The organism is Micromonospora cremea (assembly GCF_900143515.1).
Lineage (GTDB): Bacteria > Actinomycetota > Actinomycetes > Mycobacteriales > Micromonosporaceae > Micromonospora > Micromonospora cremea.
Genome location: NZ_FSQT01000002.1, coordinates 4579181 through 4596949 on the forward strand (window position 1 = coordinate 4579181; position 17769 = coordinate 4596949).

20 protein-coding genes are annotated in these 17769 nt (G+C 73.9%); 17 read left to right on the forward strand and 3 right to left on the reverse strand.

The genetic code is table 11. The features are described from left to right. Positions 1 to 19 precede the first annotated feature (19 nt). The 14 genes from rpmI (at position 20) to argH (ending at position 14221) form a co-directional block, all read left to right on the forward strand. Complete coding sequence (rpmI, locus tag BUS84_RS34950; protein WP_074318594.1) at positions 20 to 214, forward strand: 50S ribosomal protein L35; 195 nt, start codon at positions 20 to 22, stop codon at positions 212 to 214. A gap of 32 nt (positions 215 to 246) precedes the next feature. Further along, a complete protein-coding gene (rplT, locus tag BUS84_RS34955; RefSeq protein ID WP_030335718.1) occupies positions 247 to 639 on the forward strand; it encodes a 50S ribosomal protein L20 in 393 nt (130 codons plus the stop codon). A gap of 83 nt (positions 640 to 722) precedes the next feature. After that, a complete protein-coding gene (locus BUS84_RS34960) occupies positions 723 to 1520 on the forward strand; it encodes a TrmH family RNA methyltransferase (RefSeq protein WP_084757730.1) in 798 nt (265 codons plus the stop codon). 215 nt (positions 1521 to 1735) lie between these two features. After that, a complete protein-coding gene (pheS, locus tag BUS84_RS34965) occupies positions 1736 to 2803 on the forward strand; it encodes a phenylalanine--tRNA ligase subunit alpha (protein WP_074318596.1) in 1068 nt (355 codons plus the stop codon). A 40-nt stretch (positions 2804 to 2843) separates the two neighbouring features. Next, a complete protein-coding gene (gene pheT / locus BUS84_RS34970; RefSeq protein ID WP_074318597.1) occupies positions 2844 to 5390 on the forward strand; it encodes a phenylalanine--tRNA ligase subunit beta in 2547 nt (848 codons plus the stop codon). A 9-nt stretch (positions 5391 to 5399) separates the two neighbouring features. Beyond that, positions 5400 to 5543 (forward strand): hypothetical protein, encoded by a 144-nt coding sequence (locus tag BUS84_RS38465; protein WP_159451103.1) that lies wholly within the window; start codon positions 5400 to 5402, stop codon positions 5541 to 5543. A gap of 168 nt (positions 5544 to 5711) precedes the next feature. Continuing rightward, a complete protein-coding gene (argC, locus tag BUS84_RS34975) occupies positions 5712 to 6713 on the forward strand; it encodes an N-acetyl-gamma-glutamyl-phosphate reductase (protein WP_074318598.1) in 1002 nt (333 codons plus the stop codon). Then, entirely contained in the window at positions 6710 to 7882 is a 1173-nt protein-coding gene (gene argJ, locus BUS84_RS34980) for a bifunctional glutamate N-acetyltransferase/amino-acid acetyltransferase ArgJ (RefSeq protein WP_074318599.1), read from the forward strand. Before argC ends, argJ begins: the two co-directional genes overlap by 4 nt. After that, a complete protein-coding gene (gene argB, locus BUS84_RS34985) occupies positions 7879 to 8820 on the forward strand; it encodes an acetylglutamate kinase (protein WP_074318600.1) in 942 nt (313 codons plus the stop codon). The genes argJ and argB overlap by 4 nt, the downstream gene beginning before the upstream one ends. Beyond that, positions 8817 to 10088 carry an acetylornithine transaminase gene (locus tag BUS84_RS34990; RefSeq protein WP_074318601.1) on the forward strand — a complete coding sequence of 424 codons (1272 nt, stop codon included), beginning with the start codon at positions 8817 to 8819 and terminating at the stop codon, positions 10086 to 10088. The genes argB and BUS84_RS34990 overlap by 4 nt, the downstream gene beginning before the upstream one ends. Then, complete coding sequence (argF, locus tag BUS84_RS34995; protein ID WP_074318602.1) at positions 10085 to 11029, forward strand: ornithine carbamoyltransferase; 945 nt, start codon at positions 10085 to 10087, stop codon at positions 11027 to 11029. The genes BUS84_RS34990 and argF overlap by 4 nt, the downstream gene beginning before the upstream one ends. Further along, entirely contained in the window at positions 11026 to 11541 is a 516-nt protein-coding gene (locus tag BUS84_RS35000; RefSeq protein ID WP_074318603.1) for an arginine repressor, read from the forward strand. Before argF ends, BUS84_RS35000 begins: the two co-directional genes overlap by 4 nt. Beyond that, positions 11538 to 12749: an argininosuccinate synthase gene (locus tag BUS84_RS35005; protein ID WP_074318604.1), complete on the forward strand. Its 1212-nt coding sequence runs from the start codon at positions 11538 to 11540 to the stop codon at positions 12747 to 12749. Before BUS84_RS35000 ends, BUS84_RS35005 begins: the two co-directional genes overlap by 4 nt. A gap of 8 nt (positions 12750 to 12757) precedes the next feature. Beyond that, a complete protein-coding gene (gene argH / locus BUS84_RS35010; RefSeq protein ID WP_074319348.1) occupies positions 12758 to 14221 on the forward strand; it encodes an argininosuccinate lyase in 1464 nt (487 codons plus the stop codon). Between the two features lie 46 nt (positions 14222 to 14267). On the opposite strand, the gene BUS84_RS35015 is transcribed toward argH, so the two are convergent. Further along, positions 14268 to 14621, reverse strand: a complete 354-nt coding sequence (locus BUS84_RS35015; RefSeq protein ID WP_074318605.1) for an MmcQ/YjbR family DNA-binding protein — start codon at positions 14619 to 14621, stop codon at positions 14268 to 14270. A 99-nt stretch (positions 14622 to 14720) separates the two neighbouring features. Further along, positions 14721 to 15146, reverse strand: coding sequence for a DNA-binding protein (locus BUS84_RS35020; protein ID WP_074318606.1), 426 nt, complete (start codon positions 15144 to 15146; stop codon positions 14721 to 14723). A gap of 104 nt (positions 15147 to 15250) precedes the next feature. Here BUS84_RS35020 and BUS84_RS35025 point away from each other — a divergent pair, with 104 nt between their 5' ends. From BUS84_RS35025 to BUS84_RS35035, 3 genes are all read left to right on the forward strand, one after another. Next, positions 15251 to 15892 carry a DNA-3-methyladenine glycosylase gene (locus tag BUS84_RS35025; RefSeq protein ID WP_074318607.1) on the forward strand — a complete coding sequence of 214 codons (642 nt, stop codon included), beginning with the start codon at positions 15251 to 15253 and terminating at the stop codon, positions 15890 to 15892. Positions 15893 to 15980: 88 nt separating this feature from the next. Beyond that, positions 15981 to 17066, forward strand: a complete 1086-nt coding sequence (locus BUS84_RS35030; protein WP_074318608.1) for a WD40/YVTN/BNR-like repeat-containing protein — start codon at positions 15981 to 15983, stop codon at positions 17064 to 17066. Position 17067: 1 nt separating this feature from the next. Then, positions 17068 to 17343 carry a ubiquitin-like small modifier protein 1 gene (locus BUS84_RS35035; RefSeq protein ID WP_074318609.1) on the forward strand — a complete coding sequence of 92 codons (276 nt, stop codon included), beginning with the start codon at positions 17068 to 17070 and terminating at the stop codon, positions 17341 to 17343. Between the two features lie 16 nt (positions 17344 to 17359). Here BUS84_RS35035 and BUS84_RS35040 read toward each other — a convergent pair whose 3' ends face one another. Next, entirely contained in the window at positions 17360 to 17758 is a 399-nt protein-coding gene (locus BUS84_RS35040; protein ID WP_074318610.1) for a DUF3224 domain-containing protein, read from the reverse strand. Positions 17759 to 17769 lie beyond the last annotated feature (11 nt).

The following is a 17769-nucleotide window of genomic DNA, read 5'->3' on the forward strand; positions in this document are numbered from 1 at the left end:
AGGGGAGAAGACGTTCCACATGCCGAAGATGAAGAGCCACACGGGTATGGGTAAGCGGGTCAAGGTCACCGGCAGGGGCAAGATCGTTGCCCAGCAGGCCGGCCTCCGCCACAACCTGGAGAAGAAGCCCTCCACCCAGACCCGCCGGCTGACCGGCACGGTCGTGCTGGCCAAGGCCGACGTCAAGCGCATCAAGAAGCTGCTCGGCCGCTGACGCGCGCCACCTTTACGTAAGAAGGAGTTGAGATGGCACGCGTCAAGCGGGCTGTAAACGCCCAGAAGAAGCGTCGTACCCTGCTGGAGACCGCGAGCGGTTACCGCGGTCAGCGCTCCCGGCTGTACCGCAAGGCCAAGGAGCAGGTGCTGCACTCGATGCAGTACGCCTACCGGGACCGTCGTGACCGCAAGGGCGACTTCCGGCAGCTGTGGATCCAGCGGATCAACGCGGGCGCCCGGGCCAACGGGATGACCTACAACCGCCTGATCCAGGGCCTGCGTCTGGCCGGCATCGAGGTCGACCGCAAGATCCTGGCCGACCTGGCCGTCAACGACGCCGCCGCCTTCGCGGCGATCGTCGAGCTGGCCCGGGCCGCGGTCGCGGCCGAGGGCACCGGCGGCGCGGCGGCCCAGGCCGCCTGATCCCCGCGCACAAGAGCGAGGCGTCTCCCGTGTCGGCACCGCCGACCGGGGGGCGCCTCGATCGTGCCGGACGACCGCACACCATGGCCTTCACTCCGCGTACACCCAGGGTGGTCGCCGCCCGCCGGTTGCAGCGCCGTCGGGACCGCGACGCCACCGGCCGGTTCCTGGCCGAGGGACCGCAGGCGGTCCGCGAGGCCCTCGCGCGGCCCGAGGTGGTCACCGAGCTGTTCGGTACGCCCACCGCCCTGGACCGGTACGCGGAACTGGCCGCCGCCGCGGCCCGCGCCGACGTGCCGGTCTCCGAGGTGACCGACGAGGGGCTCGCCGCGCTCGCCGAGACCGTCGCCCCGCAGGGGCTGGTCGCCGTCTGCCGGCACCTGGACGTGCCGCTGGAGCAGGCCCTCGCCGGCGCGCCCCGCCTGGTGGCGGTGCTCGCCGAGATCCGCGACCCGGGTAACGCCGGCACCGTGCTGCGCACCGCCGACGCCGCCGGGGCGGGCGCGGTGGTCTTCGCCGGCGAGGCCGTCGACCCGTACAACGGCAAGTGCGTCCGGGCCTCCGCCGGCAGCCTCTTCCACGTCGACGTGGTCCGCGCCGCCGACCCGCTCGAGACGGTCGAAGCGCTCCGTACCGCCGGGCTGACCGTGCTGGCCACCACCGGCTACGGCGACAGCGACCTGGACGACCTGGCCGACTCCGGTCGGCTCGCCGAGCCCACCGCCTGGCTGTTCGGCTCCGAGGCGCACGGGCTGCCGCAGGAGCTGGCCGCCGCGGCCGACGCCCGGGTCCGGGTGCCGCTGCATGGGCGCGCGGAGAGCCTGAACCTGGCTGCGGCCGCGGCGGTCTGCCTGTACGCTTCAGCGAGAGCACAGCGCTGAGGTGTCCACCCGGCGCGCATACCGCAGGGGAGAGCTTCCGTCGATGAACGCGCCACGGCGTTCGTTTAGCCAGCCCGCCGGTGTCGGCGGGCGGCGGGTCTGACCTGCTCCCTGCACGACTCCTACCGGCGGGCTGCGGCGCAGCCGCGCGTCCGTAGACTCGCTTAGCCGCCCCGGTGAGGGCTGGCGCCGCCGTGAGGGAGTGCCCGTACGCCATGAGCTACCGCAACGATCCGTACGACCCGAAGCAGGTCGCCCTGCTCGACCCGGCCGCCCTGGCCGCGGCCGTCGCCGACGCCACGAAGGCGTTCACGGCGGCTGCCGACCCGGACGCGCTGACCGCGCTGCGCCCCGCGCACCTCGGTGACCGGTCTCCGGTCTCGCTGGCCCGCCGGGAGATCGGCGCGCTGCCGCCAGCCGCGAAGTCCGATGCCGGCAAGCGGGTCAACGAGGCCCGCCGGGCGATCGAGACCGCATACGCCGACCGCGCCGCAGTGGTGGAGCGCGAGCAGGCCGAGCGGGTGCTGGTCGAGGAGCGGGTGGACGTCACCCTGCCCTACGACCGGCGTCCGCGTGGCGCCCGGCACCCGCTGAGCACCCTGATGGAGTCGATCAGTGATCTCTTCGTCGGGATGGGCTACGAGGTGGCCGAGGGCCCCGAGGTCGACCTGGAGTGGGTCAACTTCGACGCGTTGAACATCCCCCCGGACCACCCGGCGCGCGGGCTGATGGACACCTTCCACATCGCACCGGAGGGCTCCGGCCTGGTGCTGCGGACGCACACCTCGAACGTGCAGACCCGCACGATGCTCAGCCGCACCCCGCCGATCTACGTGATCTGCCCGGGCCGGGTCTACCGCACCGACGAGGTGGACGCCACCCACAGCCCGGTCTTCCACCAGGCCGAGGGGCTGGTTGTCGACAAGGGCATCACGATGGCGCACCTGCGCGGCACCCTCGACCACTTCGCCCGGGCGATCTTCGGTCCGGAGGCGAAGACCCGGTGGCGGCCGCACTACTTCCCGTTCACCGAGCCGTCGGCGGAGTTCGACGTCTGGTTCCCGGAGCACCGCGACGGCCCGCAGTGGGTCGAGTGGGGCGGCTGCGGGATGGTCAACCCGCGGGTGCTGCGCGCCTGCGGCGTGGACCCGGAGGTCTACTCCGGATTCGCCTTCGGGATGGGCATCGACCGGACCCTGATGGTCCGGCACGGGGTCAGCGACATCCGCCATCTCTTCGAGGGCGACGTGCGGTTCAGCCGCGCGCTGGGGACCGGGGCGTAGGCGATGCGGGTACGAGACACGGGAACGGTGGTCTGAAGTCATGCGAGTTTCTGTCAGTTGGCTGCGGGAGTACGTCGATCTCCCCGCCTACCTGCCCACCGGTGACCTGGAGCAGGCCCTGATCGACCTCGGCATCGAGGTCGAGTCCGTGGTGGACCTGCGGGCGACCGTCACCGGCCAGCTGGTCGTCGGCGAGGTGCGGGAGATCGAGGAGCTCACCGGCTTCAAGAAGCCGATCCGGTTCTGTCGGGTCGACGTGGGTGACGCCAACGGCACCGGCGAGCCGCAGGAGATCGTCTGTGGGGCGCGCAACTTCGCCCCCGGCGACCGGGTGGTGGTGATCCTGCCCGGCGGCGTACTGCCCGGCGGCTTCGCCATCGGCGCCCGCAAGACCTACGGGCACAACTCCAACGGCATGATCTGCTCGGCGAAGGAGCTGGGCCTGGGCGACGACCACTCCGGCATCATCGTGCTGCCGCCGGACGTGGCGGCCAAGCCGGGCGACGACGCGCGCCCGGTGGTCGGCCTCGACGACGTGGTGTTCGAGCTGGAGATCACCCCCGACCGGGGGTACGCGCTGAGCCTGCGCGGCCTGGCCCGGGAGCTGTCGCACGCCTTCGACGTGCCGCTGCACGACCCGGCCATGGTGCCCGCGCCGGCCGGCACGCAGGCGGCGGCGTACCCGGTGGAGGTGCGCGACCCGGTCGGCTGCGACCGTTTCGCCGCCCGCCTGGTCCGCGGCGTCGACCCGACCGCGGTGACGCCGTCGTGGATGCAGCGGCGGCTCGTCACCGCGGGCATCCGCAGCATCTCGCTGCCGGTCGACATCACGAACTACGTGATGTTGGAGCTGGGCCAGCCGATGCACGCCTTCGACGCCGACCGGATCGCCGGGCCGCTGGTGGTCCGGCGCGCCGAGCCGGGGGAGAAGCTGACCACCCTGGACGGGGTGCAGCGGGTGCTCGCCGGCGACGACATGGTGATCTGCGACGACACCGGCCCGATCTCGCTCGCCGCGGTGATGGGCGGCGAGACCAGCGAGGTCGTCGCCGGCACCACCAACGTGCTCTTCGAGGCGGCGCACTGGGACCCGGCGATGGTCGGGCGCACCGCGCGTCGGCACAAGCTGTTCAGCGAGGCCGCGAAGCGCTGGGAGCGGGGCGTCGACCCGGCCCTGCCGCTGGTCGCGCTGGAGCGGGCCGTCCGGCTGCTCGCCGAGCACGGTGGCGGCACGCCGGGCGCGGAGATCCTGGACATCGACCACGTCCGTCCGCGTACCCCGATCAGCCTGCCGGCGGACCTGCCCACCCGGCGGGTCGGGGTCGAGTACCCGCCGCCGCGGGTGGTCGCCCTGCTGGAGCGGGTCGGCTGCACGGTCGCGCAGGGCGCGGACCGGTTGGCCGAGGACCCGGGCGCGGTGGGCGTCGCCAGCGGCGCCGGGGTCGCGCTCAGCGTCACCCCGCCGAGCTGGCGGCCCGACCTGACCGACCCGGCGGACCTGGTCGAGGAGGTCGTCCGCCTCGACGGGTACGACCGGGTGCCCTCGGTGCTGCCGGCCGCGCCGCCCGGTCGCGGGTTGACCCCGCGGCAGCGCCGGCGCCGGGCGGTCGCCGGGTCGCTGGCCGAGCGCGGGTACGTGGAGGTGCTCGCGCACCCGTTCGTGTCTCCGGAGCTGGCCGACCAGCTCGGCCTGCCGGCCGACGACCCGCGCCGGCCCGCGGTCCGGCTGGCCAACCCGCTGTCCGAGGAGGAGCCGCTGCTGCGCACCACGCTGCTCGGCCCGCTGCTCGGGATCCTCAAGCGCAACCTCGGCCGGGGTCACCGTGACCTCGCGCTCTACGAGATCGGGGCGGTGTTCCACCCGCGCGTCGGCGCCGGCAGTCCGCCGGCGATGGGGGTGGACCGGCGCCCCACCGACGAGGAGTTCGCGGCCGCCGACGCGGTGGTGCCGGCGCAGCCCGTGCACGTCGCGGCGGTGCTGACCGGCGACCTCGACCCGGCCGGCTGGTGGGGTCCGGGGCGGTCGGCCGGCTGGGCGGACGCCATCGAGGCGGCCCGGGACGTGCTGGCCGCCGCCGGCATCCCCGACGAGCGGGTCGAGGTGCGTGCCGCCGAGTACGCGCCCTGGCACCCCGGTCGCTGCGCCGAGCTGCTGGTCGGCGGCGCGGTCGTCGGGCACGCCGGCGAGCTGCACCCGGCGGTGGTGGCGGCGTTGGAGCTTCCCCGCCGGACCTGCGCGATGGAGCTGTCCCTGGACGCGCTGCCGTCCGCGCCGGTGACGCCCGCCCCGGCGGTGTCCGGCTTCCCGCCGGCGCTGATCGACGTGGCGCTGGTGGTGGACGAGTCGGTGCCGGCGGAGCAGGTGCGCCGGGCGCTGGAGGCGGGCGCCGGCGAGTTGCTGGAGGACGTGCGGCTGTTCGACGTGTACTCCGGTGAGCAGCTCGGTGCGGGTCGCCGGTCGCTGGCGTACAAGCTGACCTTCCGGGCGCCGGACCGGACGCTCACCGTCGAGGAGGCGGTGGCCGCCCGGGACGCGGCGGTGGCCGTGGCCGCCGAGCGCCTGGGCGCCACGCTGCGCGGCGCCTGAGGGGTGCCGGTGCCGGGATGGCTCGCGGTGGCCGCCGTTCGCGGTGGCCACCGCCGGCCTGCTCTGGGGTTCGCCTCGACGACGTCGCTGGACGTGGCGCTCGACGAGGTCGTTCCCCGGGTGACCCGGTCCGTCGCGGAGGGCAGCCTCTGACCGTCGCGTCCTGTTTCGTTCTCGCCGTTCCGGCCCGTGTCGCCCCGCGACCCGGGCCGGACGTGTGTCCGGCGCCACCCGCATCATTCCCATGCAATGGGCTGCATGAACTTGCAGGACGTCGATCATGGCTGCTAGCCTTCGTTGCATAGTCATGCGGAGGTGGGTATGGGAATCCGAGTCGCGGTCGCCGGGGCGAGCGGCTACGCCGGGGGCGAGCTGCTGCGCCTGGTCGCCGGACACCCGGAGTTCGACCTGGTCGCCGCCACCGCGCACCGTCAGGCCGGGCACCGCGTCGACGTGGTGCATCCGCAGCTCACCGGGCTCGACCTGGTGCTGGGCGGGACCGACCCGGCGACGCTCACCGACGCCGACCTGGTCTTCCTGGCCCTGCCGCACGGCGAGTCGGCGGTGCTGGCCGCCCAGATCCCGCCGCACGTGCGGGTCGTCGACCTGGGGGCGGACCACCGGCTCGCCGACCCGTACGACTGGGCCCAGTACTATGGCGGCCCGTACGCCGGCCAGTGGACCTACGGCCTGCCCGAGCTGCCCGGCCAGCGCGAGCTGATCGCCGGCTCCACCCGCGTGGCGAACACCGGCTGCTATGCCGCCGCCATCACCCTGGCGCTCGCGCCGCTGATCGCGGCCGGCGCGGCCAACCCCGCCGACGTGGTGGTGGTCGCCGCCTCGGGCACCTCGGGCGCCGGACGGGCGGCCAAGGCGCACCTGCTGGCCAGCGAGGTGATGGGGGACCTGTCGCCGTACCGGGTCGGCACCCACCAGCACGTGCCGGAGATCAAGCAGGCGTCCGGGGCGACCGGCCTGTCGTTCACCCCGGTCCTGGCGCCGATGCCACGCGGCATCCTGGCCACGGTCACCGCGGTGCCGACGCACGGCGTCGACCCGCAGCACGTGCTGGCGCAGGCGTACGCTGACGCGCCGTTCGTGCACGTGCTGCCCGAGGGCAGGTGGCCGCACACCGCAGCCACACTGGGCTCGAACTCCTGCCACCTGCAGGCCACCGTCGACGTGGACTCCGGCCGCCTGATCGTGCTCAGCGCGCTGGACAACCTGGGCAAGGGCGCCGCCGGCCAGGCCGTCCAGAACGCCAACCTGATGTTCGGCCTGCCGGAGACCACCGGCCTGTCGGTCTGGGGGGTCGCACCATGAGTGTCACCACCCCACGGGGGTTCCGGGCGGCCGGGGTAGCCGCCGGTCTGAAGGCCAGCGGCGGCGCCGACGTCGCGCTGGTGGTCAACGACGGCCCCGACGCCGGTGTCGCTGGCGTCTTCACCAGCAACCGGATCAAGGCCGCGCCGGTGCTCTGGACCCAGCAGGTCGTCAACGGTGGCGTGGTCCGGGCGGTGGTGCTCAACTCCGGTGGCGCCAACGCCTGCACCGGCCCCGCCGGCTTCCAGGACACCCACGCCACCGCCGAGCACACCGCCGCCGCGCTGACCTCGGTCAGCCCGCGGCTGATACTCGGCGCGGGGGAGGTGGCGGTCTGCTCGACGGGGCTGATCGGTGAGCGGCTGCCGATGCCGAAGCTGCTGCCCGGCGTCCGCTCGGCGATCCGGGGGCTGTCACGCGACGGCGGCCCGGCCGCAGCCGAGGCCATCATGACCACGGACACCCGACCGAAGACCACGGTGGCCCGGGGCAGCGGCTGGACGGTCGGCGGGATGGCCAAGGGCGCCGGGATGCTCGCGCCGGGGATGGCCACCATGCTCTGCGTCCTGACCACCGACGCGGTCGCCGGGCCGGCGATGCTGGACGACGTGCTGCGCGCGGCCACCCGGGTCAGCTTCGACCGGGTCGACTCCGACGGCTGCATGTCGACCAATGACACGGTTCTCCTGCTGGCCAGCGGCGCGAGCGGCATCGAGCCCACGCCGGCCGAGCTGGCCGCCGCGGTCACCGCGGCCTGCCACGACCTGGCCCAGCAGTTGGTCGCCGACGCCGAGGGCGCCACCAAGCAGATCGCCATCGACGTGGTCGGCGCCGCCGACGAGGACGACGCGGTCGAGGTGGGCCGCACGGTGGCCCGCAACAACCTGGTCAAGACCGCGCTGTTCGGCAACGACCCGAACTGGGGCCGGATCCTCGCCGCGGTCGGCACCACCGCCGCCGCGTTCGAGCCGGACGGGGTGGACGTGGCCGTCAACGGGGTGTGGGTGTGCCGGGGCGGCGGCGCCGCCGAGGACCGCTCGAAGGTCGACCTGACCGGTCGGGACGTGACCATCCGCATCGATCTGCACGCCGGCACGTCGGCCGCGACGATCTGGACCAACGACCTGTCCCACGCGTACGTGCACGAGAACTCGGCGTACTCCACATGAGCCTCAGCACCGACCTCACCCGCGCCCAGGTCAAGGCAGAGACGCTGATCGAGGCGCTGCCCTGGCTGGCGCGCTTCTCCGGCTCCACGGTGGTCGTCAAGTACGGCGGCAACGCCATGACCGACCCCGAGTTGCAGCGGGCGTTCGCCGCCGACATGGTCTTCCTGCGGTACGCCGGGCTCAAGCCGGTGGTGGTGCACGGCGGCGGCCCGCAGATCTCCGCCATGCTGGGCCGGCTCGGCATCACCAGTGAGTTCCGTGGCGGCCTGCGGGTGACCACCGCCGAGGCGATGGACGTGGTCCGGATGGTGCTGGTCGGTCAGGTCGGCCGGGAACTGGTCGGGCTGATCAACTCGCACGGACCGTTCGCCGTCGGCCTCTCCGGCGAGGACGCCCGGCTGTTCACCGCGGTGCGCCGCCCAGCGTTCGTGGACGGGCTGCCGGTCGACGTCGGCCAGGTCGGCGACGTCGAGTCGGTGGACGTCTCGGCGGTGACCGACCTGATCACGGCCGGCCGGATCCCGGTGATCTCCACGGTCGCGCCGGACGCCGACGGGGTGCTGCACAACCTCAACGCGGACACCGCCGCCGCCGCGCTGGCCGTCGCGTTGCACGCCCGCAAGCTGGTCGTGCTCACCGACGTGGCCGGCCTGTACGCCGACTGGCCCGACACCACCAGCCTGGTCTCCGAGATCGCCGCGGACGACCTCGCCACGCTGCTGCCCAGCCTGGAGTCGGGGATGGTGCCGAAGATGGAGGCCTGCCTGCGGGCGGTGCGCGGGGGAGTCCCCGCCGCGCACGTCGTCGACGGTCGGGTGGCGCACTCCACGCTGCTCGAGGTGTTCACCTCGGAAGGGTTCGGAACGATGGTCGTGAGCGCGAGGAGTGCGTCCGCGAGCCCCGCGGTCGCGAACGAGGAAGGCGCGGTTGCGTCATGAGCACCCTGGTGCAGCGCTGGAGCCAGTCCATGATGGACAACTACGGCACGCCGCCGATGGCGCTGGTCTCCGGCGCCGGCGCTGTCGTGGTCGACGACGCCGGCCGCGAATACCTGGACCTGGTGGGCGGGATCGCGGTGAACGCCCTCGGGCACGCCCACCCGGCCGTGGTGGCCGCCGTCTCGAAGCAGGTCGCCACCCTCGGGCACGTCTCCAACCTCTACGTGGCCGAGCCGCCGGTCGCGCTGGCCGAGCTGCTGCTGGCGCTCGCCGGCCGGCCCGGCCGGGTCTTCTTCGCCAACTCCGGCGCGGAGGCGAACGAGGCGGCGTTCAAGCTCTCCCGGCGGACCGGCCGCAGCCACGTGGTGGCCACCCGGGGCGGGTTCCACGGCCGCACCATGGGGGCTCTCGCGCTGACCGGCCAGCCGGCCAAGGCCGACCCGTTCCGCCCGCTGCCCGGCGAGGTGACCCACGTCGAATACGGCGACGTCGCCGCCCTGGAGGCCGCGGTCACCGACGCCACCGCCATGGTGATCCTGGAGCCGATCCAGGGCGAGAACGGCGTGGTCGTACCGCCGGCCGGCTACCTCGCCGCCGCCCGGCGGATCACCGCCGGGCACGGGGCGCTGCTGGTGCTCGACGAGGTGCAGACCGGTATCGGCCGTACCGGGCACTGGTTCGCCCACCAGGCCGAGGGCGTCGAGCCGGACGTGGTCACCCTGGCCAAGGGGTTGGGCGGTGGGCTGCCGCTCGGCGCCACGCTGGCCTTCGGCCGGGCCGCCGACCTGCTCACCCCCGGCTCGCACGGCACCACCTTCGGCGGCAACCCGGTCAGTTGCGCCGCCGCGCTCGCCGTGGTGGCGACCATCGCCAACGAGGGGCTGCTCGATCACGTGAAGCGGGTCGGCGAGCGGCTGCGCCGCGGGATCGAGGCCCTGGATCACCCGCTGGTCGCCGGGGTTCGCGGCGCCGGTCTGCTGCTCGGCGTGGCGCTCACCGCGCCGGTGGCGTCGGTGCTCACCGAGGCGCTGCGCGAGGCCGGTTTCCTGGTCAACCCGGTGCAGCCGGGCGTGGTCCGGCTGGCCCCGCCACTGATCCTCACCGCCGCCCAGGCGGACGCCTTCCTCGCCGCGCTACCCGCCGCCCTGGCCGCCGCGGCGCCCGCAGCTGCCGGCAGCGCAAGTCCTGCAGGGAAAGCGCCCCTCCAGGGGTCGGAATCCTCGAAGATCTCGACGCCGATCACGACCACGACGGGGACGACCGCATGAGCCGGCACTTTCTGCGCGACGACGATCTCTCACCCACCGAGCAGGCCGCGGTGCTCGACCTGGCGGCGCGGATGAAGGCGGACCGCTTCGGCCATCGGCCACTGTCCGGGCCGCGCTCGGTGGCGGTGCTCTTCGACAAGCAGAGCCTGCGCACCCGGATCTCGTTCGACGCCGGGATCGCCGAGCTGGGCGGGCACCCCCTCGTCGTGGACACCCAGGTCACCCACTTCGGCCGGGGCGAGTCGCTGGCCGACGCCGGGCGGGTGCTGTCCCGCTACGTCGCGGCCATCGTGCTGCGCACCCACGGCGACAACCGGATCGCCGAGGTGGCGGCGGGCGCGAGCGTGCCGGTGATCAACGCGCTCACCGACGGCTTCCACCCCTGCCAACTGCTGGCCGACCTGCTCACCGTCCGCGAGCGGTGCGGCGGCACGGCCGGCCGCACCCTGACCTACGTGGGGGACGGCGCGAACAACATGGCCCAGTCGTACCTGCTGGCCGGGGCGACGGCCGGGATGCACGTGCGGATCGCCGGTCCGGCCGGCTTCGCACCGGATCCGAGCGTGGTGAGCCGGGCGGCGCAGATCGCCGCCGGCACCGGCGGGTCGGTGCGGGTCCTGACCGATCCGGCCCAGGCGGTACGCGACGCCGACGTGGTGGCCACCGACGCCTGGACCTCGATGGGGCAGGAGGACGACGGGCTGGACCGGATCACCCCGTTCCTGCCGTACCAGGTCAACAAGGAGTTGCTCGGCCAGGCCGCGCCGGACGCGATCGTGCTGCACTGCCTGCCCGCGCACCGCGGCGAGGAGATCACCGACGAGGTGCTCGACGGGCCGCAGAGCGCGGTCTTCGACCAGGCGGAGAACCGGCTGCACGCCCAGAAGGCGCTGCTGACGTTCCTGGTGGACGCCGCGGCCACGATCGGGGAGCCCCGATGACCGCCCCACTGACCCGCGCCGCCCGGCACGCCCGGATCGTGGAGCTGATCCGTGACAAGGCCGTGCGCTCGCAGACCGAACTGGCCGACCTGCTCGCCGCCGACGGCGTCGGAGTCACCCAGGCCACCCTCTCCCGGGACCTGGAGGAGCTCGGCGCGGTCAAGGTTCGCGGCGGCGACGGGCCGGCGGTCTACCTGATCCCCGAGGACGGCCACCGGCCGCTGCGCGACGCCGAGGCGGCCCCTGCCCGGCTGGTGCGGCTGCTGCGCGAGCTGCTCAACGGGGTCGACTCCAGCGGCAACATCGCCGTGCTGCGTACCCCGCCGGGCGCAGCCCAATACCTGGCCAGCGCGTTGGACCGAGCGGGCCTGCCCGAGATCGTCGGCACCATCGCCGGCGACGACACCATCCTCGTCGTGGCCCGCGAGGCCGTCGGTGGGGCCGCGCTCGGCGAGAAGCTCGCCGGCTGGGCCCGCCGGGAAGACAACGTTGAAGGGAGCACCACACCATGACCGAGCGGGTCGTCCTGGCGTACTCCGGAGGGCTGGACACCTCCGTCGCCATTCCTTACCTGGCCGAGCAGACCGGCGCCGAGGTGATCGCGGTGGCGGTCGACGTCGGGCAGGGCGGCGAGGATCTCGACGCCATCCGGCAGCGCGCGCTGGACTGCGGCGCCGCCGAGTCCGAGCTGGTCGACGCGCGCGACGAGTTCGCCGCCGACTACTGCCTGCCGGCCATCCGGGCGAACGCCCTCTACATGGACCGCTACCCGCTGGTGTCGGCGCTGTCCCGGCCGCTGATCGTCAAGCACCTGGTGGCCGCGGCGCGCAAGCACGGCGGGACGATCGTCTCGCACGGCTGCACCGGCAAGGGCAACGACCAGGTCCGGTTCGAGGTCGGCCTGAACGCCCTCGCCCCCGACTTGAAGATCATCGCGCCGGCCCGGGACTTCGCCTGGACGCGGGACAAGGCGATCGCGTTCGCCGAGGAGAAGGGGCTGCCGATCGACGTCTCGGCGAAGTCGCCCTACTCCATCGACCAGAACCTGTGGGGTCGCGCGGTGGAGACCGGGTTCCTGGAGGACATCTGGAACGCCCCGATCGAGGGCCTCTACTCGTACACCGCCGACCCGGCGCAGGACCGCGACGCCGACGAGGTCGTGATCACCTTCGACGCCGGCGTACCGGTGGCCATCGACGGTGAGACGGTCACCCCGTACCAGGCGATCCTGGAGCTGAACCGGCGCGCCGGCGCGCAGGGCGTGGGCCGACTCGACATGGTCGAGGACCGCCTCGTGGGCATCAAGAGCCGCGAGGTGTACGAGGCTCCCGGCGCGATCGCGCTGATCACCGCCCACCAGGAGCTGGAGGCGGTCACCGTGGAGCGGGACCTTGCCCGGTTCAAGCGGGGCGTCGACCAGCGCTGGGGTGAGCTGGTCTACGACGGCCTGTGGTTCTCGCCGCTGAAGGACTCGCTGGACGCCTTCATCGACGACGCGCAGCAGCACGTGAGCGGCGAGGTGCGGATGACCCTGCACGGCGGCCGGGCCACCGTCACCGGTCGGCGCTCCGAGGCGAGCCTCTACGACTTCGGGATGGCCACCTACGACACCGGCGACACCTTCGACCAGTCCCTGGCGAAGGGTTTCGTGCAGCTGTGGGGCCTGCCGAGCCGGATGGCCGCGGCGCGGAACGCCCGGCTGGGCGGCTCCGGCCAGTGACCCCCACAATGGGCGGCGTGGACGACAAGAGCCTGACCGAGAACAGCGCCGCCACCAACCGGACGAGCCTGTGGGGTGGCCGGTTCGCCGGCGGTCCCGCCGAGGCGCTCGCCCGGCTGTCGGTGAGCGTGCAGTTCGACTGGCGCCTGGCCCCGTACGACATCGCCGGTTCCCGGGCGCACGCCCGGGTCCTGGCGGGCGCCGGCCTGCTCGACCCCGAGGAACTGGGCCGGATCCTGGCGGCCCTGGACGACCTGGAGGCGGCCTGCGCCTCCGGGTCGTTCCGTCCCACCGTGGACGACGAGGACGTGCACACCGCGCTGGAACGCGGGCTGCTGGAGCGGCTGGGCAGCCTCGGCGGCAAGCTGCGCGCCGGCCGGTCCCGCAACGACCAGGTCGCCACGGACCTGCGGCTCTACCTGCGCGACCACGCCCGGGGTGTGGCCAGCCGGCTGGTGGAGCTGGCCGAGGCGCTGGTCGAGCAGGCCGAGCGGCACGTCGACACCGCCGCGCCCGGCATGACCCATCTCCAGCACGCCCAGCCGGTCACCTTCGGGCACTGGCTGCTCGCGCACGTGCAGCCGCTGCTGCGCGACCTGGAGCGGCTGCGCGACTGGGACCACCGCGCGGCGATCAGCCCGCTCGGTGCGGGCGCGCTGGCCGGCTCGGGGCTGCCGCTGGACCCGCTGGCGGTGGCGAAGGAGCTGGGCTTCCGCACGTCGTTCGCCAACTCGATGGACGCCGTCGCCGACCGGGACTTCGTCGCCGAGTTCCTCTTCACCACCGCGATGATCGGGGTGCACCTGTCCCGGCTCGGCGAGGAGGTGGTGCTCTGGACCTCGCACGAGTTCGGCTGGGTGGAGCTGGACGACGCGTTCGCGACCGGTTCGTCGATCATGCCGCAGAAGAAGAACGCGGACATCGCCGAGCTGGCCCGGGGCAAGTCCGGTCGGCTGGTCGGCGGGCTGATGACCGTGCTGACCATGCTCAAGGGTCTGCCGATGACCTACGACCGGGACATGCAGGAGGACAAGGAGCCGGCCTTCGACGCGGTCGACACGCTGGAGCTGCTGCTGCCCGCCCTGGCGGGGATGATCTCCACGATGACGGTCCGGGTGGACCGTCTGGTGGCCGCCGCCCCGGTCGGCTTCTCGCTGGCCACCGAGGTGGCCGACTGGCTGGTCCGCAAGGGCGTGCCGTTCCGTGACGCGCACGAGATCACCGGCCGGCTGGTGGCGCTCTGCGCGGCCCGGGACTGCGAGCTGGAAGAGGTCTCCGACGCTGACCTGGCCGCGGTCAGCGAGCACCTCGACCCGTCGGTGCGCGACGTGCTCTCGGTGCGTTCGGCGCTCGCGGCCCGGACCACCCCCGGCTCGACCGGCCCCGGGCCGGTCGCCGACCAGCTCGCCGCCGCCGCGGACCACCTGGTCGGCTGGCGGGAGTGGGCCACCGAGCGGGTCGTCCCGCGCTGATTTCGCCGTGGCGCCGGAGCTGCTCGCTTCCGGCGCCGCGGTCGGTTCAGGCCGTCGGGCGCTCCCGCTTCGGGAGCTTGGCCACCACCATGTCGTACGACGCGTCGACGGCCTCGGAGAGTTCCTCGTCGTCGATCCCGCCGTCCAGGCGCAGCGTGTTCCACCCGGACCGGCCGATGTAGGCCATCACCCGGGCGTCGTCGGGGTGTCGGTGCAGCCATTCGTCGGCCGCCTCGCGGGTCGGGCCGCACTTCACGCCGATCGTCGGGTTTCCGTCGCCGTTGCCGAGGAAGGCGAAGATCCGGCTGCCGACCTTCACCACCTCGTCGCCCTCCCACGGCCGGTCCAGCCACGCCCCCGGCTTGGCCAGGCAGTACGCCAGCATCTCCGCGCGCTCCATGGGTGCCTCCCGGAATCGTCGTGCGCACAGTCTGCCCGCCCGGCCGCTGGTCGGCGCGCGCCGTGCCGGTCGGGTCGCCACCTCTGATCAGGTGGCGGGTCAGCCGGTCTGCTCGGCGGAGCGGGCGGCGACCCGCTCGTAGCGCTGCCGGGCGGCCTGCGCGCTGCCCAGGCCCAGCCCGTACGCGATGGCCTGCCAGGTCAGCCCCCGGTCGCGGGCCAGCGTCAACAGCCCCGCCTCCAGGGCGTCCAGCTCCGCGCGGACGTGCGGCAGCAGGGTCAGCGCTGCGGTGAGGTCCGCGCCGTCAACCGGCTCCTCCGTGGGCTCCCGCTCGGCCCCGCCCGCGGCCAGCGCGGTGACCAGGGCCACCGCCTCCCACGGGTCCAGTACGTACGGATGCGCCCAGCGCCCTCGCCGGGCTTCGGTGCCGGCGTGCCGCTCGCTGATCCGCTGCAGCGCGTCGTGCGTGCGGTGGGCGCGCGCCCGGGCCGCGTTCGGCGCGGTGAACTGGTCCTCGGTCGTCATGCTCCGATCACAACCCATCAACGTTGCATTGTCAACAGGATGTTGAAAACGGATGAGCGGGCGGCCGCGCGACGGTCGGGCGGACGGGTGGGTACCGTCGGGTCATGGATCTGCTGCCGGGCGACCGCCACGCCGACGCCGACCTGGCGGTGCTGGCGGACCTGCTCGCCGGCCCGCTGCTGCCGGCCGCGCGCGGGCTGCTCGGCTGCCTGCTGCATGCCGGCGGGGTCACCGTCCGGATCACCGAGGTCGAGGCGTACGCCGGCACGGCCGGGGACCCGGCCTCGCACGCGTACCGGGGGCGAACCCCACGCAACGCGGTGATGTTCGGGCCGGCCGGGCACACCTACGTCTACTTCACCTACGGCATGCACTGGTGCATGAACGTGGTCACCGGGGTCGAGGGGGAGGCCTCAGCGGTGCTGCTGCGCGCCGGCGCGGTGGTCGACGGGCTGGCCACGGCACGGGCCCGCCGGCCGGCCGTGCGTCGGGACGTGGATCTGGCCCGGGGGCCGGCTCGGCTCTGCTCCACGCTCGGCATCGACCGCGCCGCGTACGGCGGGTACCTGCTCGGCGACGGGCCGGTCCGGTTGCGCCCTCCGGTGTTGCCGGTGCCGGCGGAGGCGGTGGTTGCCGGCCCACGGGTCGGCGTGACCGGAGCGCACGACCTGCCGTGGCGGTTCTGGCTCGACGGCGATCCGACGGTCAGCGCGTACCGCCGGCACGTGCCCCGCACCCGACGCTGAGCGCCGGCGCGGCGTGTGCCCTGGCGAATCTGTCGGGGGGTGTGGCCATAATCACCGCACCTGCCCGCCGACGGTTCCGGAGGACGTCATGGCAACGCTGCTCGCGATCGGCACGGCCAAGGGATTGTTTCTCGCCACCAGCGCCGACGACCGGCGCAGCTGGGAGATCACCGGCCCGCACTTCCCGATGACCGGCGTCTACGCGGTCGCGGTCGACACCCGCCGCCCCACCCCCCGGCTGCTCGCCGGGGTGACCAGCTCACACTTCGGGCCCAGCGTCGCCACCAGCGACGATCTCGGCGCCTCCTGGGACGAGCCCGACGCGGCCCCGGTCGCCTTCCCGGCCGACACCGGCGCGACCCTCGGGCGGGTCTGGCAGCTGATGCCGGCCGGCCCCGACGAGCCGGACGTGGTCTGGGCCGGCACCGAGCCCTCGGCGCTGTTCCGGTCCACCGACGGCGGCCGCAGCTTCGAGCTGGTCCGTTCGCTCTGGGACCACCCGCACCGCCCGGAATGGGGGGCCGGGTTCGGCGGCCAGGCCGTGCACACCGTGCTGCCGCACCCGCGCGACCCGGCTCGGCTGCTGGTCGCCATGTCGACCGGCGGGGTCTACCGCTCCGAGGACGCCGGGGCGAGCTGGGCGCCGGGCAACACCGGCATCCGCGCCTACTTCATGCCCGACGAGTGGCCGGAGTTCGGCCAGTGCGTCCACAAGGTCGCCCGGGACGCCGGCAACCCCGAGCGGCTGTACGCGCAGAACCACCACGGCGTCTACCGCTCCGACGACGACGGCCGCACCTGGTCCTCGATCGCCGACGGGCTGCCCAGCGACTTCGGCTTCGCGATGGTGTCCCACCCCGGGCGTGCCGGGACGGTGTGGACGTTCCCGCTGGTGGCCGACAGCGAGCGGTTCCCCACCGACCACCGCTGCCGGGTGTTCCGCTCCGCGGACGCCGGCGGCAAGTGGGAGCCGCTGTCGGTGGGGCTGCCCGAGGGCCCGTTCTACCCGGCGGTGCTGCGCGACGCGATGTGCGCCGACGACGCCTCCCCGGGCGGGGTCTACTTCGGCACCCGCTCTGGTGAGGTCTACGCCAGCCGCGACGAGGGCGACTCCTGGTCGTTGGTGGCGGCGCACCTGCCCGACGTGCTCTGCGTCCGGGCCGCGGCGGTGTGACGTGGTCACCGTGCTGCTGCCCGGCCCGCTGCGCGGCGAGGCCGGCGGTGCCAGCCGGCTGAACGTCACCGCCGCCGGGACGCTGCGGGCCGTCCTCGACGAGGTGGCCGCCGAGCATCCGCGGCTGGCCCGGCGGATTCGCGACGAGCGTGGCGAGCTGCGGCGCTACGTCAACGTCTACGTCGACGGGGAGGATTGCCGGCACTCCGGCGGGCTGGCCACCCCGGTCGGCGACGACGCCGAGGTGCAGGTGCTGCCCTCGGTGGCGGGCGGCTGAGCTGGCCGGGCGGCGGTCAGGGCAGGTGGTAGTCGAGCAGGTAGGCGTGGCCACCGTCCGGGCCACCGATGATCTGCCCGCTGCCGCGCAGGCCGCGCAGCTCGCCGGTGCCCGAGTCCGGCACCACCGTCCACGACAGGGCCGAGCCGTCGCCGTCGCTGCCCGCAGTGTGGTGCAGCACGAAACCGCCGACCCGGCCGGCGAGCGAGCCGGTGAACCGCTCGAACCCCACGTACGCCGCCGACGTCTCCACGAGGGTGCGGCACATCAGGATCCGGGTGAGGCTGGTGCCGGTCAGGCCACCGGAGAACGTCTTGCTGATCCGGGCCTCGGCCAGGGTGGTGCCCTCGGCCTGGTCGTACGGTTCCTGGTCCCAGGTGTCCAGCGTGAAGGTGCCCTCGGCGCGCTCGGTCATGCCGTCATCCT

What these genes read in the sequence shown, in the direction of transcription:
- argF (WP_074318602.1), top strand. Translation starts at nt 10,085, where the DNA reads ATGAGCCGGCACTTTCTGCGCGACGACGATCTCTCACCCACCGAGCAG.
- BUS84_RS35005 (WP_074318604.1), top strand. Translation starts at nt 11,538, where the DNA reads ATGACCGAGCGGGTCGTCCTGGCGTACTCCGGAGGGCTGGACACCTCC.
- BUS84_RS35040 (WP_074318610.1), bottom strand. Translation starts at nt 17,758, where the DNA reads ATGACCGAGCGCGCCGAGGGCACCTTCACGCTGGACACCTGGGACCAG.
- argJ (WP_074318599.1), top strand. Translation starts at nt 6,710, where the DNA reads ATGAGTGTCACCACCCCACGGGGGTTCCGGGCGGCCGGGGTAGCCGCC.
- BUS84_RS35015 (WP_074318605.1), bottom strand. Translation starts at nt 14,621, where the DNA reads ATGGAGCGCGCGGAGATGCTGGCGTACTGCCTGGCCAAGCCGGGGGCG.
- BUS84_RS34960 (WP_084757730.1), top strand. Translation starts at nt 723, where the DNA reads ATGGCCTTCACTCCGCGTACACCCAGGGTGGTCGCCGCCCGCCGGTTG.
- BUS84_RS35025 (WP_074318607.1), top strand. Translation starts at nt 15,251, where the DNA reads ATGGATCTGCTGCCGGGCGACCGCCACGCCGACGCCGACCTGGCGGTG.
- pheT (WP_074318597.1), top strand. Translation starts at nt 2,844, where the DNA reads ATGCGAGTTTCTGTCAGTTGGCTGCGGGAGTACGTCGATCTCCCCGCC.
- BUS84_RS35030 (WP_074318608.1), top strand. Translation starts at nt 15,981, where the DNA reads ATGGCAACGCTGCTCGCGATCGGCACGGCCAAGGGATTGTTTCTCGCC.
- BUS84_RS34990 (WP_074318601.1), top strand. Translation starts at nt 8,817, where the DNA reads ATGAGCACCCTGGTGCAGCGCTGGAGCCAGTCCATGATGGACAACTAC.
- BUS84_RS35000 (WP_074318603.1), top strand. Translation starts at nt 11,026, where the DNA reads ATGACCGCCCCACTGACCCGCGCCGCCCGGCACGCCCGGATCGTGGAG.
- argB (WP_074318600.1), top strand. Translation starts at nt 7,879, where the DNA reads ATGAGCCTCAGCACCGACCTCACCCGCGCCCAGGTCAAGGCAGAGACG.
- pheS (WP_074318596.1), top strand. Translation starts at nt 1,736, where the DNA reads ATGAGCTACCGCAACGATCCGTACGACCCGAAGCAGGTCGCCCTGCTC.
- argH (WP_074319348.1), top strand. Translation starts at nt 12,758, where the DNA reads ATGGGCGGCGTGGACGACAAGAGCCTGACCGAGAACAGCGCCGCCACC.
- rpmI (WP_074318594.1), top strand. Translation starts at nt 20, where the DNA reads ATGCCGAAGATGAAGAGCCACACGGGTATGGGTAAGCGGGTCAAGGTC.
- argC (WP_074318598.1), top strand. Translation starts at nt 5,712, where the DNA reads ATGGGAATCCGAGTCGCGGTCGCCGGGGCGAGCGGCTACGCCGGGGGC.
- rplT (WP_030335718.1), top strand. Translation starts at nt 247, where the DNA reads ATGGCACGCGTCAAGCGGGCTGTAAACGCCCAGAAGAAGCGTCGTACC.
- BUS84_RS35020 (WP_074318606.1), bottom strand. Translation starts at nt 15,146, where the DNA reads ATGACGACCGAGGACCAGTTCACCGCGCCGAACGCGGCCCGGGCGCGC.